At 69.0% G+C, this 16,674-nt stretch carries 15 protein-coding genes; 7 read left to right on the forward strand and 8 right to left on the reverse strand.

Annotation, left to right across the window (positions count from 1 at the left end; genetic code table 11):
* Positions 1-16 precede the first annotated feature (16 nt).
* Genes purH through P6144_RS08025 form a run of 4 tightly spaced genes read right to left on the reverse strand, consistent with a single transcriptional unit; the run spans position 17 to position 5,347 of the window.
* On the reverse strand, positions 17-1,588 hold the full coding sequence (gene purH, locus P6144_RS08010) for a bifunctional phosphoribosylaminoimidazolecarboxamide formyltransferase/IMP cyclohydrolase (protein ID WP_277767210.1): 1,572 nt from the start codon (positions 1,586-1,588) through the stop codon (positions 17-19).
* A gap of 42 nt (positions 1,589-1,630) precedes the next feature.
* On the reverse strand, positions 1,631-3,364 hold the full coding sequence (locus P6144_RS08015) for a heparinase II/III family protein (RefSeq protein WP_277767211.1): 1,734 nt from the start codon (positions 3,362-3,364) through the stop codon (positions 1,631-1,633).
* Complete coding sequence (gene rpe / locus P6144_RS08020) at positions 3,361-4,017, reverse strand: ribulose-phosphate 3-epimerase (RefSeq protein ID WP_277767212.1); 657 nt, start codon at positions 4,015-4,017, stop codon at positions 3,361-3,363. Before rpe ends, P6144_RS08015 begins: the two co-directional genes overlap by 4 nt.
* A gap of 43 nt (positions 4,018-4,060) precedes the next feature.
* On the reverse strand, positions 4,061-5,347 hold the full coding sequence (locus P6144_RS08025; RefSeq protein ID WP_277767213.1) for a transcription antitermination factor NusB: 1,287 nt from the start codon (positions 5,345-5,347) through the stop codon (positions 4,061-4,063).
* 35 nt (positions 5,348-5,382) lie between these two features.
* Here P6144_RS08025 and P6144_RS08030 point away from each other — a divergent pair, with 35 nt between their 5' ends.
* A complete protein-coding gene (locus tag P6144_RS08030; RefSeq protein WP_277767214.1) occupies positions 5,383-5,535 on the forward strand; it encodes a DUF1674 domain-containing protein in 153 nt (50 codons plus the stop codon).
* Here P6144_RS08030 and P6144_RS08035 read toward each other — a convergent pair.
* Genes P6144_RS08035 through tsaD form a run of 3 tightly spaced genes read right to left on the reverse strand, consistent with a single transcriptional unit; the run spans position 5,532 to position 8,064 of the window.
* A complete protein-coding gene (locus P6144_RS08035; RefSeq protein ID WP_277767215.1) occupies positions 5,532-6,068 on the reverse strand; it encodes a DUF1697 domain-containing protein in 537 nt (178 codons plus the stop codon). The genes P6144_RS08030 and P6144_RS08035 overlap by 4 nt on opposite strands.
* On the reverse strand, positions 6,065-7,042 hold the full coding sequence (locus P6144_RS08040; protein ID WP_277767216.1) for an NAD(P)H-dependent glycerol-3-phosphate dehydrogenase: 978 nt from the start codon (positions 7,040-7,042) through the stop codon (positions 6,065-6,067). The genes P6144_RS08035 and P6144_RS08040 overlap by 4 nt, the downstream gene beginning before the upstream one ends.
* Positions 7,039-8,064 (reverse strand): tRNA (adenosine(37)-N6)-threonylcarbamoyltransferase complex transferase subunit TsaD, encoded by a 1,026-nt coding sequence (gene tsaD, locus P6144_RS08045; protein ID WP_277767217.1) that lies wholly within the window; start codon positions 8,062-8,064, stop codon positions 7,039-7,041. The genes P6144_RS08040 and tsaD overlap by 4 nt, the downstream gene beginning before the upstream one ends.
* Positions 8,065-8,256: 192 nt before the next feature.
* Here tsaD and hemC point away from each other — a divergent pair, with 192 nt between their 5' ends.
* The 6 genes from hemC (at position 8,257) to P6144_RS08075 (ending at position 13,611) form a co-directional block, all read left to right on the forward strand.
* Positions 8,257-9,171, forward strand: coding sequence for a hydroxymethylbilane synthase (gene hemC, locus P6144_RS08050; RefSeq protein ID WP_277767218.1), 915 nt, complete (start codon positions 8,257-8,259; stop codon positions 9,169-9,171).
* The gene (locus P6144_RS08055; RefSeq protein ID WP_277767219.1) at positions 9,168-9,836 is read left to right on the forward strand and encodes a uroporphyrinogen-III synthase; all 669 of its coding nucleotides are present in this window, start codon (positions 9,168-9,170) and stop codon (positions 9,834-9,836) included. The genes hemC and P6144_RS08055 overlap by 4 nt, the downstream gene beginning before the upstream one ends.
* A 45-nt stretch (positions 9,837-9,881) precedes the next feature.
* The gene (locus P6144_RS08060; protein ID WP_277767220.1) at positions 9,882-10,718 is read left to right on the forward strand and encodes a hypothetical protein; all 837 of its coding nucleotides are present in this window, start codon (positions 9,882-9,884) and stop codon (positions 10,716-10,718) included.
* 87 nt (positions 10,719-10,805) lie between these two features.
* The gene (locus tag P6144_RS08065; protein WP_277767221.1) at positions 10,806-11,990 is read left to right on the forward strand and encodes an acyl-CoA dehydrogenase; all 1,185 of its coding nucleotides are present in this window, start codon (positions 10,806-10,808) and stop codon (positions 11,988-11,990) included.
* Positions 11,990-12,508 (forward strand): GNAT family N-acetyltransferase, encoded by a 519-nt coding sequence (locus P6144_RS08070; protein ID WP_277767222.1) that lies wholly within the window; start codon positions 11,990-11,992, stop codon positions 12,506-12,508. The genes P6144_RS08065 and P6144_RS08070 overlap by 1 nt, the downstream gene beginning before the upstream one ends.
* A complete protein-coding gene (locus P6144_RS08075) occupies positions 12,505-13,611 on the forward strand; it encodes a CaiB/BaiF CoA-transferase family protein (protein ID WP_277767223.1) in 1,107 nt (368 codons plus the stop codon). Before P6144_RS08070 ends, P6144_RS08075 begins: the two co-directional genes overlap by 4 nt.
* A gap of 61 nt (positions 13,612-13,672) precedes the next feature.
* Here P6144_RS08075 and P6144_RS08080 read toward each other — a convergent pair whose 3' ends face one another.
* The gene (locus tag P6144_RS08080) at positions 13,673-16,621 is read right to left on the reverse strand and encodes a TonB-dependent receptor (protein WP_277767224.1); all 2,949 of its coding nucleotides are present in this window, start codon (positions 16,619-16,621) and stop codon (positions 13,673-13,675) included.
* Positions 16,622-16,674: the final 53 nt, after the last annotated feature.

The raw sequence follows: 16,674 nt of genomic DNA on the forward strand, positions 1-16,674 counted from the left end.
GTGACAGCCCCCGCCCTCAGTGCCGGAAGTGGCGCATGCCGGTGAAGACCATCGCCAGCCCGGCCGCATCGGCCGCGGCGATCACTTCCTCGTCGCGGATCGAGCCGCCCGGCTGGATCACCGCGGTGGCGCCGGCTTCCACTGCCGCCAGCAGGCCGTCGGCAAAGGGGAAGAAGGCGTCGGACGCGACCGCCGAGCCCAAGGTGCGCGGCTCGGCCCAGCCGGCCTTGTCGGCGGCGTCCTTGGCCTTCCAGGCAGCGATGCGCGCCGATTCGAGCCGGTTCATCTGGCCGGCGCCGACGCCCGCCGTGCTGCCATCCTTGGCATAGACGATCGCGTTCGACTTGACGTGCTTGGCTACCGTCCAGGCGAACAGGCAGTCGGCAAGCTCGCGCTCGGTGGGCTGGCGCTTGGTGACGACCTTCAATTCGGCCGGGCCGACAATGCCGTTGTCGCGGCTCTGGACCAGCCAGCCGCCAGTGATCGACTTGGCCATGAGCCCCGGGCGCGCCGGATTGGGCAGCCCGTCGGTGAGCAGCAGGCGGAGATTCTTCTTGGCGGCGAACAGCGCCAGCGCATCCTCGTCGGCACCCGGCGCGACCACGACTTCGGTGAAGATCGAAGTGATCTGCTCGGCAGTGGCGCGATCGAGCGGGCGGTTGACCGCGATGATGCCGCCGAACGCCGAGACCGTGTCGCAGGCAAAGGCCGCGGCATAGGCTTCGGCGAGCGTCTCGCCACTCGCCACGCCGCAGGGATTGGCATGCTTGACGATCACCGCAGTCGGCGGGCCGTCGCGGAATTCGCTGATCAGCTCGAGCGCCGCATCGGCGTCGTTATAGTTGTTGTAGCTCAGCTCCTTGCCCTGCACCTGACGGGCCTGGCCGATGCCCTGCGCGGCCGGGCCGGTGGCGGCATAGAAGGCGGCCGACTGGTGCGGGTTCTCGCCGTAGCGCAGCGCCTGGCCGCGCTTGAGGCTGAGATTGAGCGTCTCCGGGAAGGCCTCGCCCTGATCGGCAAAGGCGAACCAGCTCGAGATCATCGAATCATAGGCAGCGGTGGCGGCATAGGCCTTGGCCGCGAACTTGCGGCGCTGCTCGAGCGTCGTCGTTGCGCCGTGCACCAGCGGATAATCGGCGGGATCGGTGAGGATCGCGACGCTCTCATGGTTCTTCGCCGCCGAGCGGACCATCGATGGGCCGCCGATGTCGATATTCTCGATGATCGTCTCGCGATCGGCGCCGCGCGCCACCGTCTGGGCGAAGGGATAGAGGTTCACCACGACGAGATCGATCGGGCCGATTGCATGCTCGGCCATCGAGGCTTCGTGCTCAGCATTGCCGCGCACCGCGAGCAGCCCGCCATGGACCTTGGGGTGCAGCGTCTTGACCCGGCCGTCCATCATCTCGGGGAAGCCGGTGAGATCGGAGATGTCGCGGACGCTCAGCCCTGCATCGCGCAGCGCCGTGGCGGTGCCCCCGGTCGAGACCAGCTCCACCCCCTGTGCGGCGAGCGCAGTTGCGAGTTCGACGATCCCGGTCTTGTCGGAGACGGAGAGTAGCGCACGGGCGATCTTGATCTGGTCCATGCGGCAAGCCCCTCTACGGATCGGGGCGGCGCTGGCAACCATTTACTTCGCCCGGTGGAACAGCCAGCTCACATTTGCGCCGCCGGCCAGCGATTCGCCGGTGATGACGAGCTGCTTGGTCGCCACCGGCTTGCCGGTGCCGTCGATCCAGATCGAGTCCTCGAACGCCAGCGCGCCGCCCTTGCAGCGGAACTGCCAGAGATGCCCGCTCGGCAGGCGCAGGATCGCGGCCTGGCCGTCGGCGGTCGGCGAGATCTCGACTTGGGGCGCGAGGTGGAAGCGGATCGCGAAGGGGGTGTTGGCCTTGCGCTTGCGCTTGTCGGCGGGGAGCAGCATGTCCTCGCCGCGCACGTCGCGCCCGTCGCCGCCCAGCGCGATCAGCCGGCGGTGGACGAAGCCGAGGCGCCGGACATAGCCGTCATGGCTCGCTTCGATCCGGCTGCCATTCTCGCTTTCGGTGCGCGCCAGCTCGACTTCGACGACGCCGCGGCCGAGCGAGCCGTCCGGGTGGATCGCAGTGGAGTTGCTGTCCGCCAACACCAAGGTGGAGTGCGCCGCGGTGGTGCGCAGGCCTTCGGTGAGCGCCCCCGGCAGCGACGCGCTCGCCATGTTCGAGCCGCCGCAATTGACGACGATCCGGTGCGGCCCGTCGGACAGCTCGAAGGCGAGCGTCGAGGCGCAACCGCCCGCAGCCAGCCGGGCGAGCGGCGGCGGCGCGGCGTCGACGATCAGCACGGTGCCGCCGGCATTCAGCCGCTGATAGCCCCATTCGCGCGCCTGCTTGAGCGGGCGGGTGCGCACGCCGGTCGCCCCCACTGCCTGCTCGATCAGCGCGCCGGAGACCGGCGCCGAGCCCTGCCAGCTGCCCAGCCCCTTGTCGCCATGGCAGACGCCGAGCAGCGCGGTGACCATGCGATTGAGCGCGGAGGAGACGAAGGCGGGCGGCTCGAGCCGGCGCGCTTCATAGGCGTTGGAGAGGATCGTCAGCAGCTGGATCGCGTCGAGCTGCCCCCAGGGCGAGCGGCCGACGGTGCCGCCATCCTCGAACATCGATTGCTCGAGCGCGCGGCGCAGCCCGGTCTCGCCGAAGGAGCGGCGCGGATCACCGCCGGGGATCATCAGCCCGGCGACCAGCACGCCGCACCAGCCGGCAATGCGCGACGTGCCGAGCGGCACCCGGTCCGCGGCGCGATCGAGGTGGCGCGCACCCTTGGCGAGCGCATGGAGCACCGAGGAGCGATAGACCAGGTCGTTCGCCGACAGGATCAGCGGGGCGTGCGCAGTCCAGGCGAGGATGCGCCGGCCGACCAGATCAGCGCGCCAGGCAGGGTCGGACACCTTGTCGCCATGCACCGACAGCCAGCGCTGCATCAGCCCCTCGGCGATCGGCGCGCCGGTTACGCGCGGCGCGACGCTCGACAGGTCGCGCAGCCAGCCGAAGCCGTGGAGATAATCGCCCATCGCCGCCGACCAGTCCGGCCGGGCAAAGTCGAGCCCGCTGATCGAGCGCTGCTCGCCGCGGAACAGCACATAGCCTTCGAGCAGGGCATTGCCGCGCTCGGCATCGCCGAAGAACGGGTCTTCGCCGACCGCGATCAGCTTGAGCGGATGCCGGCCCCTCAACCGCATATTGTGGATCGGGCTGCGCCAGGCGAGGCGCTGGAAATGCTCGGACAGGCGCTCGGCAAGGCTGAGCCCGCGCTCGCCACCCGTGCGGATGAGCCGCTTGCCCTGCTCGACCCCGTCGGCTCCGGAGTCGACCGGGCCATCATTCACCCGCCGCGCAGTGCGGCGATGTTCGCCGCATACTGGCTGGGCCCGCCGGTGAAGGTCGCGGTGCCGGCGACCAGCGCATCGGCACCGGCGGCGATCGCGCGCGGCGCCGTCTCGCGATCGATGCCGCCATCGACCTCCAGATCGATGGCGCGGCCGCTGGCGGTGATCCGCTTGCGCAGCTCGGTGATCTTGCCGAGCTGGCTTTCGATGAACTTCTGCCCGCCGAAACCGGGGTTCACGCTCATCACCAGGATCAGGTCGATCATGTCCATGACATAGTCGACTGCCTCGACCGACGTGGACGGGTTGAGCACCACGCCCGCGCGCTTGCCCAGGCCCTTGATCGTCTGGAGCGTGCGGTGGAGGTGCGAGCCGGCCTCGGGATGCACCGAGATGCAGTCGGCGCCGGCATCGGCAAAGGCCTGGAGCAGCGGATCGACCGGCGCGATCATCAGATGGACGTCGAACGGCTTGGCAGTGTGCGGGCGCAGCGCCTTGATCACGCCGGGGCCGATCGTGATGTTGGGGACGAAATGCCCGTCCATCACGTCGACATGGATCCAGTCGGCGCCGGCGGCGTCGATGGCACGGATTTCCTCGCCCAGCTTGGCGAAATCGGCGGACAGGATCGAAGGTGCAATGCGGACGGCCATGATGAATCCTTAGGCACCCCGCGATTCGCGCGCAACCGGGCTTCTAGGTGTTGCGGACGAGCCGCGCGATGAAGAACCCGTCCAACCCGCCGGCATCGGCAAGCGTTCCGGGCAGCAGGCGCAGGCGGCCATCCGCGCGCGGCATGACGCCATGGGGCAGTTCTTCGGGCTTCACCGGCACGATCGCATAGTCGGAACGCGCCTTGAGGAAGGCAGCAAGCTGCGCCTCGCCTTCCTCGGGCTCGAGCGAGCAGGTCGAGAAGACGAGCGTACCGCCGGGCTTCACCCAATCGGCGGCGCGGGCAAGCAGCTTGCCCTGCAGCTCGGCCATCTCGCGGATCAGGCTGGGGCGGACGCGGTGGAGCACGTCCGGGTGGCGGCGAAAGATGCCGGTGGCGCTGCACGGCGCATCGAGCAGCACCGCATCGGCCGGGGCATCGGGCTTCCACTTGAGCAGATCGGCCTCGACCACCTCTGCTTCCAGCCCGGTGCGCTCGAGATTCTCGTGAAGTCGCGCCAGACGACTTTCGGAGACGTCGACCGCGGTCACCTGCCAGCCCGCCGCAGCGAGCTGGAGCGTCTTGCCCCCCGGCGCGGCGCACAGATCGAGCGCGGTGCCGCTGCCCTTGCCGAGCAGGCGCGCCGGCAGCGAGGCGGCGACGTCCTGCACCCACCAGTCGCCCTCGGCAAAGCCTTCGAGCATCGCCACCGGGCCCTTCTCGTCGAGGCGGAGATGACCGGCGATCAGGCTCTTGCCCGGCAGATCGGGCACCACCGCCGGATCGCGCAGCGTGAGATCGAGCGGCGGCGGCAGTGCGATGGCCTGCTCGGCATCGGCGATCATCTGGTCGCCCCAGGCAGCGTGCCAGCGCAGCGCCACCGCATCGGGCAGGGTCGGCGGCTCGGGCAAGGTCACGCCCTGGCGGACCAAGGTACCGAACACGCCGTGGACGAGCTTGCGCGGGCCGCCATCGACCAGCGGCAGCACGGTGGAGATCGCGGCATGGCCGGGCGTGCCGAGCGCCAGCGCCTGGACGAGCGCGATGCGCAGAGCGAAGCGCGCCTTGGCATCGTCGGGCAGCGTCTGCTTCGTCGCCGAATCGATCAGCGCGTCGAGATCGGGCAACCGGCGCAGCACTTCGGCGGCAATGGCATGGGCAAGGCCGCGGTCATTGGGCGCCAGGCCCTGCGCCGCCGAATCGAGCGCCTGTTCGAGCGCGAGCCCGCGCCGGAGCACCGCATCGAGCAGCTTCAGCGCTGCGCGGCGCGCGGGGACGCCGGGGCCGTCGGGTGCGCTCTGGCGGCTATTGGGGCGACGCGGTGGCTTCACTTGACCTCTTGGATTGGAAGGACGATCTGCCGCCTATGGCCCAGCGCCCCGCAAATGTGAAACCGCCCGCGTATCTGACGCCCAGCCCGCCCGTGCCCAAGCCCGCGCCGGCGGAGCAAAAGCCCGATGCGCTCGACCCGACTCGCTATGGCGATTGGGAGCGCAAGGGCATCGCGGTCGACTTCTAGGCGCTTACCGCCGCCAGCAGCTTGAGCACCGTGTTCCAGTTGCGCCCGGTATTGTCCTTGGACAGCTTGGCCTTCTGCATCGCCGGAATCAGGTTCGAGCGGCCCTGGCCGTCAGGGAAATCGGTGAACAGCTCGCGGCCGACGATCACCATCCGCTCGGGGCCGTCATAGCTTTCGAGCAATGCGTCGATCGCCGCCTGGCTCGGCGGCGTGCGGTGGAAGCTGACGACCAGATAGCTCGGGCGTTCCTCGGCTTCCTTCCGGAAGGGATTGGCCGCGACCAGCTTTTCGAGATCGGCCCGGTTGCGGACATGGACATCGGACTTCAGGCCCGTCGCCTTCTCCAGCGCGGCGTGGAGATCGCGCTCCAGCGCCTCGGGCTCGGCATCGCCCGCCTCGAAGACGACATTGCCCGAGGCGAGGATCGTCTTCACCTCGCTGAAGCCCATGCCTTCGACCACGGCCTTCAATTCCGCCGATTTGAGCTGGCGCTTGCCGAGGTTGATCCCCCTGAGCATCGCCGCCCATTTCACAGCTTTTCCTCCCGGAGCGGCCGGCTCAGCAGCGCCTCGATCACCTGCCCCACCGGCGCGCCTTCGAGCAGCGCGTTGACTGCCTCGGTCACCGGCATGTCGACGCCGGCATCCTTGGCGGCCTCGCGCAGCACCGGCGCGGTGAACGCGCCCTCCGCCACGGTCTTGCGATCGGCCATCAGCTCGGCAGCGCGCTTCCCCTGGCCGAGGCCGAGGCCAAGCGAGAAGTTGCGCGAGTTGGTGGAGGAGCAGGTGAGGACGAGGTCCCCCAGCCCCGACAGTCCGGTGAGCGTCTCCGCCTGGGCGCCGCGGGCCATGCCGAAGCGCGTCATCTCGGCAAAGCCGCGGGCGATCAGCGCCGAGCGGGCGTTGAGGCCGAGCCCGGCCCCTTCCACCACGCCGCAGGCGATGGCGAGGACGTTCTTGACCGCGCCGCCGATCTCCGCCCCGACCACGTCGGCGGAGCCATAGGTACGGAAGGCGGGGCCGGCGAGACGCTCGGAAAGGCGGGTGCGCAGGGCTTCGTCCTCGCAGGCGAGCGTCACTGCCGTGGGCTTACCCGCCGCCACTTCGTGCGCGAAGGTGGGGCCGGAGAGCACCGCGAGGGGCGCATCGGGGGCGACCTGGTGGGCCACCTCGCCGACCAGCAGCCTGGAGCCGGCCTCGATCCCCTTGGCGCAGAGCACCAGCGGCGTGGTGCCGACCTCGATCTCGGACAGGACCGCTCGGACATGCTGGGCCGGGGCGACGACAAGCAACGCTTCCGTATCGCGAAGTTCACCAAGTTCGCCCGTAGCGCGGATGGTAGGGTTGAGCGGCACACCAGAGAGGAACAGATCGTTCCGGTTGCGGATGTTCACGCTCTCAACGACTTCGGGCTCACGCGCCCAGAGCAGCACCTCCTGCCCGCCGCGCGCCGCGACCTGGGCCAGCGCGGTGCCCCAGGCGCCGCCACCGATGACTCCGATCCTCATGCCTTCACTCCCGCGCCGCGCACCTTCTCCGCATCCGGATCGAGCGGCCAGCGCGCCCGTGCCGGCGTATCGAGCGGATCGCTTTCGCCGGCCAGGAAGCGCTCCGCCCCCGCCCAGGCGATCATCGCGCCATTGTCGGTGCACAGCCACAGCGGCGGCGCGACGAAGCGCATACCACTTTCCGCGGCCAGCTGTTCCAGAGCGCCGCGCACCGCCTTGTTCGCCGCGACGCCGCCGGCGACCACCAAAGCCGTCGCCTCGACCTGCGCGATCGCGCGCCGGGTGCGGTCGATCAGACAATCCACCACTGCCTGCTGGAAAGAAGCGGCGATATCCTCGGCGCTGTACTGCCCCACCTTGCGTGCAACATCGCTCTTGAGGCCCGCAAAGGAGAAATGCGGCTCGGCCGAACCGAGCAGGGGGCGCGGCAGCGGCACGGCGCGGGGATCGCCGCGCGAGGCCGCTTCCTCCACCGCGGGGCCGCCGGGAAAGCCGAGCCCCAGCATCTTGGCCGTCTTGTCGAACGCCTCACCCGCGGCATCGTCGATCGTGGTGGCAAGCCGCCGATAGCGCCCCACCCCCTCGACCAGGAGCAGCTGGCAATGGCCGCCCGAGACGAGCAGCAGGAGGTAGGGGAATTGCAGGTCCGGATCGCTGAGCCGCGGCGAGAGCGCATGCCCTTCGAGATGGTTGACCGCGATCAGCGGCTTGCCCGCGGCCAGCGCCAGCGCCTTGCCGGCGACCAGCCCCACCATGACGCCACCGATCAGCCCGGGTCCGGCAGTGGCGGCAACGGCATCGACATCGGCGAGGGTGACGCCCGCTTCCTCGAACGCACCCTCGATCAGCGGGCCGATCGCCTCGACATGCGCGCGCGCCGCAATTTCGGGCACCACCCCGCCATAGGGGCGATGCGCCGCTTCCTGGCGCGCCAGCTTGTGCGCCAGCACCCGGCCATCGGTAGTGACCAGTGCGGCAGCGGTTTCGTCGCAACTCGATTCGAGGCCGAGGATCAGGGCCATAATGTTCGTTTCGTACTCCGTTGTTTGCGCATCTAGGGTGTCAGCGCACGATTGTCGAAGTTCTCCCGCCGTTTTGGTTCACACCCGTCACCCCGGCACAAGGCCGGGGTGACGAAATTGGGCGCGAGTATCTCCGTGCCAACTTCGACGTCCGTTTCGACAAGCGCAAAGGGAGCCGGTAAGGCACCGCACATGACCGTTTTCAAACTTGGTACCCGGGGATCGCCGCTCGCGCTGGTGCAGGCGCACCTGGTGCGCGAAGCGCTTGCCGCTGCGAACAACCTGCCCCTTTCGGACATCGAGATCGTCGTGATCCGGACCACCGGCGACAAGGTGCAGGACCGGCCGCTCGCCGAGATCGGCGGCAAGGCGCTGTGGACCAAGGAGCTCGACCGCGCGCTGCTCGCCGGCGAGATCGATGCCTCGGTCCATTCGATGAAGGACGTCGAGACCTTCCGGCCCGACATGATCGCGATCGCCGCAGTGCTGGCGCGCGCCGATGTGCGCGACCGGCTGGTGGGCGCCGCCTCGATCGATGCGATCCCCCAGGGCGGCGTGCTGGGCACCAGCTCGCCGCGCCGCGCGGCGCAGGTGAAGCGCCTGCGGCCCGACCTGTCGGTGGTGCTGTTCCGCGGCAATGTCGATACGCGGCTGGCCAAGCTCGCCGCGGGCGAGGCCGATGCGACCCTGCTCGCTGCCGCCGGGCTGGAGCGGCTGGGACGCCATGACGTCGGCACCGAGATCCCCACCAACGTGCTGCTGCCCGCCCCGGCGCAGGGCGCAGTGGGCGTGGAGATTCGCGCCGACGACGCCCGGGCGCGCGAGCTGGTCGGCGCGATCGACCATGCCGAGACCCATGCCTGTGTCCGCGCCGAGCGCGGGCTGCTCGCCGCGCTCAAGGCCGATTGCCATTCGCCGGTGGCGGCGCTGGCCAGCATCGAGGGCGCGATCCTGACGCTGGAGGCCGAGCTGCTGAGCGAGGATGGCGCCGAGCATGTCCATGGCGCGATCGAAGGCGCGCCGCTCGACGCCGCGCTGCCCGCCGCACTGGCGCACGACCTGCTGGCACGGGCACCCGAGGCGGTGCGGCGCCTGTTCGACGGATGAGCCGACCGATCGCCGTGCTGCGGCCCGAGCCGGGCAACCGCGTGACCGCATCGGCGATCGAGGCGGCGGGGCGCGTCGCCCTGCGGCTGCCGCTGTTCACCGCCAGGCCGGTGCCCTGGACCGCGCCCGACGCGGCAGGCTTTGACGCGCTGCTGCTGACCAGCGCCAATGCGGTGCGCCATGGCGGGCCGGCGCTCGACGCGCTGCTGGGCCTGCCCGTCCATGCCGTGGGCCATGTCACCGCCGAGGCGGCGCGGCGGATCGGCTTTCGCATCGCGCATATCGGCGAAGCGGGCGCCGCCGAGCTGGTCGCGGCGGCCGAAGCGGCAGGCGTGACGCGTGCGCTGCTGCTCGGCGGACGCGAGCGGATGCTCGAGGCGGGCGGCGTGGTCGCCCAGGCGATCACCGTCTATGCCAGCGAGGCGCTGGAGATCGAGCCTGACCAGGCGGTGCGGCTGCGCGGCACGGTGGTGCTGGTCCAGTCGCCCCGGGCCGGCGCTCGGCTGGCCGAGCTGGTGGCGCCCGATCACCGCGCGATCACCAGCATCGCCGCGATCAGCGCGCGCGCGGCCGAGGCGGCAGGCGCCGGCTGGCGGCGGATCGAGATCGCCCGCGATCGGCGTCCCGACACGCTGATCGAGCTCGCGCTGCAGCTCGCCGATTGAGCGCACGCATTGACCGGAAGCTTTGCCCCGGCGAATAAGGACCCCATGAGCGACGAGACCCTCGCGCCCCCGCCGCGCATTCCCTGGTGGCGCAGCGCCAGCCTGATCGGAACGATCGCCTTTCTGGGCGGAGTCGGCGTGACGCTGGGCGCCTTCGGCCTGGCCGGCGGGCTTTCGCCGCACGACGCGGCTCCGGCACCGCTGCCGAGCCCCAGCGCCAGCAGCCAGCCGAGCATACCGGCGCTGCCGCCCGGCACCGACCTGGCGACGCTTGCCGCGCGCGAGACGGCGCTGGCCGGCAAGCTCGACCAGATCGAGCTGCGGATGAAGGACGCCGATGCCAGCGCCCGCGGCGCCGCCGGCTATGCGACGCGCGCCGAGCGGATGATGGTCGCCTTTGCCACGCGCCGCGCGATCGAGCGCGGCCAGCCGCTGGGGCCGCTGGAGAACCAGCTGCGCACCCGCTTCGGCGAGCGCAACAACGAAGCGGTGGCGGCGATCCTGCGCGCCGCGGCCCAACCGGTGACGCTGGAGGATCTGCGCCTCGCGCTCGATGCGCTGAGCCCGCGCCTGGCCAACGACCCGAATGACAGCCTGTGGAACCGGGTGCGCCGGATGCTCGGCAATCTGGTGGTGCTGCGCCAGGCCGATACGCCGAGCCCGCTGCCCGCCGAGCGGCTGCGCCGGGCGCGGCGCGCGCTCGATCGCGGCGATGTCGAGGCGGCGCTGGCCGAAGTGGCGCACCTTCCCGGCGTGGCGCTGGCGGAGAGCTGGACCAGCGCCGCGCGCCGCTATGTCGCCGCGCGCACCGCGCTCACCGAGATCGAGCGGGCGGCAATGGACCTACCGCCACCGCTGGCCCCTGCCCCCCAGGCGGGATAGCCGCACCGCATACCCCATGAAGCCCTCCCGACACGCATCGGGGGCGGGAGCCGTTAGGACGGCCGAGAACAGCAAAGGACGAGGAAGATGGCAGAGATGGGCCGGTTCGACTGGGCAGACCCCTTCGGGCTCGACGCGCAGCTCACCGACGAGGAGCGGATGGTCCGCGACGCCGCGCGCGACTATGCGCAGGGCGAGCTGCTGCCGCGCGTCACCAAGGCCTTTCTCGACGAGGATTTCGACCGCGAGATCATGCGCGAGATGGGCCAGCTCGGCCTGCTCGGCGCGACCATCCCCGAAGCCTATGGCGGCGCTGGCCTTGGCTATGTCTCCTATGGCCTGGTGGCGCGCGAAGTGGAGCGGGTCGATTCGGGCTATCGCTCGGCGATGTCGGTGCAGAGCTCGCTCGTGATGCACCCGATCAATGCCTATGGCACCGAGGCGCAGAAGCAGAAATACCTGCCCAGGCTGGCGAGCGGCGAATGGGTGGGCTGTTTCGGGCTGACCGAGCCCGATGCCGGCTCCGATCCCGGCGGCATGCGCACCCGCGCCGCCAAGATCGACGGCGGCTATCGCCTGACCGGCTCGAAGATGTGGATCACCAATTCGCCGATCGCCGACGTCTTCGTCGTCTGGGCGAAGAGCGAGGCGCATGGCGGCGGGATCAAGGGCTTCGTGCTCGAAAAGGGCATGAAGGGGCTCTCGGCGCCGAAGATCGAAGGCAAGCTGAGCCTGCGCGCCTCGATCACCGGCGAGATCGTGATGGACGGGGTGGAAGTGAGCGAAGACGCGCTGCTGCCCGAGGTGCAGGGGCTGAAGGGACCGTTCGGCTGCCTCAACCGGGCGCGTTACGGCATCGCCTGGGGCAGCATGGGCGCAGCCGAGGCGTGCATGCACGCGGCGCGGCAATACACGCTCGACCGCGCGCAGTTCGGCAAGCCGCTCGCCGCCAACCAGCTGGTGCAGCTCAAGCTCGCCAATATGGAGACCGAGATCGCGCTCGGGCTGCAAGCCGCTTTGCGCTGTGGCCGCATGTTCGACGAAGGCACGCTGGCGCCCGAGGCGATCAGCATCATCAAGCGCAACAATTGCGGCAAAGCGCTCGATATCGCCCGCATCGCCCGCGACATGCATGGCGGCAACGGCATCTCGGCCGAATTCCATGTGATGCGCCACGCGATCAACCTCGAGACGGTCAACACCTATGAAGGCACGCACGACGTGCACGGGCTGATCCTGGGCCGCGCGATCACCGGGATCGCGGCGTTCTGATGGCGCCCGAGCGCCAGCCAGTCCTGGAGGGCGAACGGGTGCTGCTGCGCCCGAGCACGCCCGGGGACTGGGACGCGCTGTTCGCGGTGGCAAGCGATCCGCTGGTCTGGGAAGTCCATCCGGCGCACGACCGCTGGCAGGAGCCGGTGTTCCGCGCCTATTTCGACGCCGGCATTGCCAGCGGCGGCGCGCTGACCATAATCGACAAGGCCAGCGGCACGGTGATCGGCTCGTCGCGCTTCGACAATTGGGACGAAGCCGCCGACGAGATCGAGATCGGCTGGACCTATCTGGCGCGCAGCCACTGGGGCGGCAGCACCAACCGCGAGATCAAGCGGCTGATGCTCGACCATATCCACCGCCATGTCCGCACCGCGGTGTTCACCGTCGGCGTCGACAATATCCGCTCGCGGAAAGCGATGGAGAAGATCGGCGGGGTAGCGCGCCCCGGCACCGTCGACCGGCTGATGGCGGGCGAGATGAAGCCGCATCTGATCTACGAGATCCGCCGGCCATGAAGCCGCTGGAGGGGATCAGGGTCGTCGAGCTGGCGCGCATCCTCGCCGGGCCCTGGTGCGGGCAGCTGCTCGCCGATCTGGGTGCCGAAGTGGTGAAGATCGAGCGGCCCGGCGAAGGCGACGATACCCGCCATTGGGGGCCGCCCTTCCTCCACGACGCCGAGGGCGAGAATCGCGACGCCGCCTATTTCCACGCCTGCAACCGCGGCAAGGAGAGCCGGGCGATCGACATCGCCACGCCCGAGGGGCAGGCGGCGGTGCGCGCGCTGGTGGCCGAGGCGGATGTCGTCATCGAGAACTACAAGGTCGGCGGGCTGGTGAAATACGGGCTCGACGCCGCGAGCCTGCGTGCGCTCAACCCCAGGCTGGTGGTCTGCTCGATCACCGGCTTCGGCCAGACCGGCCCCTATGCGCCGCGTGCGGGCTACGACTTCATCATCCAGGGGATGGGTGGCTTCATGTCGCTGACCGGCGAGCCCGACGGCGCGCCGCAAAAGGCCGGCATCGCCTATGCCGACATCTTCACCGGCGTCTATTCGGCGGTGGCGATCCTGGCGGCGCTGCGACGTCGGGACGTCACCGGCGACGGCGCGCATATCGACATGGCGCTGCTCGATACCCAGGTGGGCGTGCTCGCCAACCAGGCGCTCAACTGGATGGCATCGGGCAAGGTGCCGCACCGGATGGGCAACGGCCATGCCAATCTGGTGCCCTATCAGGCGTTCCACGCGAAGGACGGCGAGCTGATCATCGCGGTGGGCAACGACTTGCAGTTCCGCAAGCTCTGCGGCGTGCTCGGGCTCGATTACGGCAGCGATCCGCGCTTCGCGACCAATCCGCAGCGCGTTGTGCATCGCGCGCTGCTGGTGCCGCTGCTCGAGGCGGCGATCCGGCAATGGGCCAAGGCCGACCTCTACGAGGCGCTGGAGGCGGAAGGCGTGCCGGCGGGGGCGATCAACACGATCGACGAGGTGTTCGCCGATCCGCAGGTGGTGGCGCGTGGCATGCGGATCGAGCGCGAGGGCGTGCCTGGCATCGCTGCGCCGATCGTGATCGACGGCGAACGCATGGCCGCCGACACCGCGAGCCCGAAGCGCCCGTAATGAAAAGGGGCGGCTCCTTTCGGAACCGCCCCTTCCTTTCCCTAAGCGGGAACCCGCAAGATCAGAAATTGACCTTGGCGCCGACCGAGAAGCGGCGGCCATAGATGCCGTCGCCGGCCTGGACCGGGTTGTAGAGATACGCACCATAGGTGACCGGATCGACGTCGGGCAGACGATCGAACAGGTTCAGCACGTTCGCGTAGATGGTGAACTTGTCCGCGATCTTGGCGGTCGCGTTCAGGTCGAAGGTGAAGTAGCTCTTCACGCGGCAGCCGGTATAGGCGGGCGACGGCGCGAGGCCGCAATCCTCATAGGCATTGCCCTGGTCCATGGCCGAAAGGTCATAGCCCGAGGTGAAGTTGGCCGTGCCGGTCACCGTGTAGTTGCCGATCGCGAAGCTGTTCATCCAGCTTCCCTTCCAGCGATAGGTGCCCGAACCCGCGGTCAGGTTGTAGTTGCCGAGCGTATCGACATAGGTCTCGCGCGTGCCGTCGGCCAGCGTGGTGCTGAGCTCGAGCATGAGCGTGGCGTCGAGGTTGCTCGTCCAGGTCACGTCCCCGAAGTGGAAGCGTGCGTTCGCCGCGAAGTCGATGCCTTCCGCCTTCTGCTTGTTGGCGTTGACATAGTGCGACTGGACATAGGCAACGCGCGGCAGCGCCGTCGGGTTGGCCGGATCCACCGCGTCCGCGATCACGGTGTAGCCGTCCGGGATCGCCTGGCCCGAATAATAGGCCTGGAGCGCCGCGGCCGACGACAGCGAGGTGATCGCGTTGGTCTTCTTGATGTTGAAGTAATCAACCGAGAAGGAGACGTTGCGCATCGGCGCGAACACCGCGCCCAGCGTGATGTTGCGCGACTTCTCCGGCTTCAGGTCCGGCGAGGCGAGCGTGGTTGCACCATAGCTCGCGTTACGCAGGTACTGCGGGCAGGCGGTGCTGAACGTCGCGACCGTGCAGCCATATTGCGCAAGATACGCATCGTTGAACAGGCCGGCCGAGTTGGTGACATAACCGGTCGTCGGCAGCGCATTGGCTTCACCGAAGGACGGGATACGGAAACCACGCGACCAGCTGCCGCGGACGGTCAGCATGTCGATCGGGGTGAACTTCGCGCCGACCTTCGGCGAGAAGGTGCTCTGACCGGTCGAATAATGGTCATAGCGGCCCGAGGCGTTGAGCTCGAGCTGCTCGAGCACCGGCAGGCTCAGCTCGCCGAATGCCGAAGCAACGGTGCGATGGCCTTCGGTACCGAACGCGTTGATCGTGAAGTAGCGCTCGGTCGGGCCGTTGACGTCGCTGTTCGCCGAGGGCGAATCGACCGCCTCGTAGAACACCGAGCCGCCGACGCCGAGCTGGGCCGGGCCGCCGGGCAGCTGGAACAGCGCCTTATTCACGCTCGCCTGGATCTGGTAGAGATCCGACGACGCATCGACGTTCAGTTCCGGTGCCAGATAGTTGAGCACCGACTGGCTGTTCGCCGAGGGGTTCACGAAGTTGTACGAGCCATCGGCGATCACATCCAGCAGGTGCTGGATATAGACATAGCCGTTCATCGTACGACGCAGGTCGGTGTGCATCGCGGTGGCGTCGACCTTGTAGTTCCAGTCGTCGCCGAAGCTGCCCTTGATGCCGGCCGCGACGCGGTACACGCGGCTGCGCGTCTCGTCCTGGCGGGTGAGGTTCGGCATCGCGCCGATCACCGTTGCCGTCTGGCCCGAAGCCGCGAACGGGTTGTTCGGGTTGAGCGTGCCGTTGGTCGCATCGCAGTTCACGCGCGCGGCGCAGACATAGACCGGGAGCGTCAGCGCACCCGAGCCTGCCGCGAAGGCAGCGCCGCTGCCGCTCGTCGAATAGGGCGCGTAGTAGATGCCTGCCGGTGCCTTCGAGTAGATCGTCGATGCCGCGCCGCTATACTGGCTGCGCGACTGCTGGAAATTCACTTCCAGATAGGCTTCCGCCGAATCGCCGAGCGTCTTGGCAACATGCGCCGAGAAGCCGAAGCGATCGACCTGCGGGGCGACCACGCCATACTGGTTGGTCAGGTCCTGCTGGCAGATCGCGGTCGGCAGCAGGCTGCTGGCCGCCTGCTGGGCAGCGGTCGTCTGGGTCAGGTTGCCATTGACGCAGCCCGACTGGAGCAGCTGGTAGCGACCGCCCGAGCCCGGCGCGACATAGATGTTCGAACCGGCATAGGTCGGTGCGAAATTGTCGCCGTTCACGAGGTTGTTCGGGCCGCCGATGCCGGTCTGGTTATCCGAGTTGAACGGATAGGGCAGGTCCTTGGTATAGACCGCGTCCGAGTGATAGTAGAAGCCGCTGACATAGGCGTTGAAGCCGTCACGATCGAGATCGCCGGTGCCGGCGGTGACCGAGAAGCGCTGGCTGGCGGCAACGCCATCCTGCGAGACGCCGGCTTCGGCACGCGCCGAGACGCCCTGGAAGCTGCGCTTGGTGATGATGTTCACCACGCCCGCGATCGCATCGGCGCCGTAGCTCGACGAAGCGCCGTCCTTGAGCACTTCGACGCGGTCGATGATGTCGTCCGGAATCGTGTTCAGATCGACGAAGTTGCGGGTCGCGTCGTCGGCCAGCGGATAATAGGCGGCACGCATGCCGTCGAACAGCACCAGCGTCGAGTTGGTCGACAGGCCGCGCAGCGAGATCGCCGACGCACCGCCGGCGAACGCGCCATTGGCCGAGAAGCTGTTGGTGAGGGTGGGGCCGTTGTTGGCGGCGAGGCGCTGCAGGCCGTCCTGGACGGTGGTGATGCCGCGGGCATCGAGCGACTCGGCGGTGACGGTGGTGACCGGCGACGTAGTCACCTTGGTCGCGAACAGCGAGCCGGTGACGACGATTTCGGGAGCTTCATCGGCCACGGGGGTGGCCGGAGCGGTCTGGTCTGCGGTGGGGGTGGTGTCCTGCGCGAAGGCGGGGACGGCGAAGGAAGCGAGAGCCAGCGCCGAGACGGCGCTGCCTGCCCGCAGCGAGCGAGCGATGTTACGCGTAAACATTGTACCCTACTTTCATACTGCCCCGTGCGAACATTGACGGGGGGAGACGAACA

Origin of the sequence: Sphingomonas sp. HITSZ_GF (assembly GCF_029543155.1) — a bacterium.
Lineage (GTDB): Bacteria > Pseudomonadota > Alphaproteobacteria > Sphingomonadales > Sphingomonadaceae > Sphingomonas.

What these genes read in the sequence shown, in the direction of transcription:
- hemC (WP_277767218.1), top strand. Translation starts at nt 8,257, where the DNA reads ATGACCGTTTTCAAACTTGGTACCCGGGGATCGCCGCTCGCGCTGGTG.
- P6144_RS08075 (WP_277767223.1), top strand. Translation starts at nt 12,505, where the DNA reads ATGAAGCCGCTGGAGGGGATCAGGGTCGTCGAGCTGGCGCGCATCCTC.
- P6144_RS08065 (WP_277767221.1), top strand. Translation starts at nt 10,806, where the DNA reads ATGGCAGAGATGGGCCGGTTCGACTGGGCAGACCCCTTCGGGCTCGAC.
- P6144_RS08055 (WP_277767219.1), top strand. Translation starts at nt 9,168, where the DNA reads ATGAGCCGACCGATCGCCGTGCTGCGGCCCGAGCCGGGCAACCGCGTG.
- rpe (WP_277767212.1), bottom strand. Translation starts at nt 4,017, where the DNA reads ATGGCCGTCCGCATTGCACCTTCGATCCTGTCCGCCGATTTCGCCAAG.
- purH (WP_277767210.1), bottom strand. Translation starts at nt 1,588, where the DNA reads ATGGACCAGATCAAGATCGCCCGTGCGCTACTCTCCGTCTCCGACAAG.
- P6144_RS08040 (WP_277767216.1), bottom strand. Translation starts at nt 7,042, where the DNA reads ATGAGGATCGGAGTCATCGGTGGCGGCGCCTGGGGCACCGCGCTGGCC.
- tsaD (WP_277767217.1), bottom strand. Translation starts at nt 8,064, where the DNA reads ATGGCCCTGATCCTCGGCCTCGAATCGAGTTGCGACGAAACCGCTGCC.
- P6144_RS08070 (WP_277767222.1), top strand. Translation starts at nt 11,990, where the DNA reads ATGGCGCCCGAGCGCCAGCCAGTCCTGGAGGGCGAACGGGTGCTGCTG.
- P6144_RS08060 (WP_277767220.1), top strand. Translation starts at nt 9,882, where the DNA reads ATGAGCGACGAGACCCTCGCGCCCCCGCCGCGCATTCCCTGGTGGCGC.
- P6144_RS08030 (WP_277767214.1), top strand. Translation starts at nt 5,383, where the DNA reads ATGGCCCAGCGCCCCGCAAATGTGAAACCGCCCGCGTATCTGACGCCC.
- P6144_RS08080 (WP_277767224.1), bottom strand. Translation starts at nt 16,621, where the DNA reads ATGTTTACGCGTAACATCGCTCGCTCGCTGCGGGCAGGCAGCGCCGTC.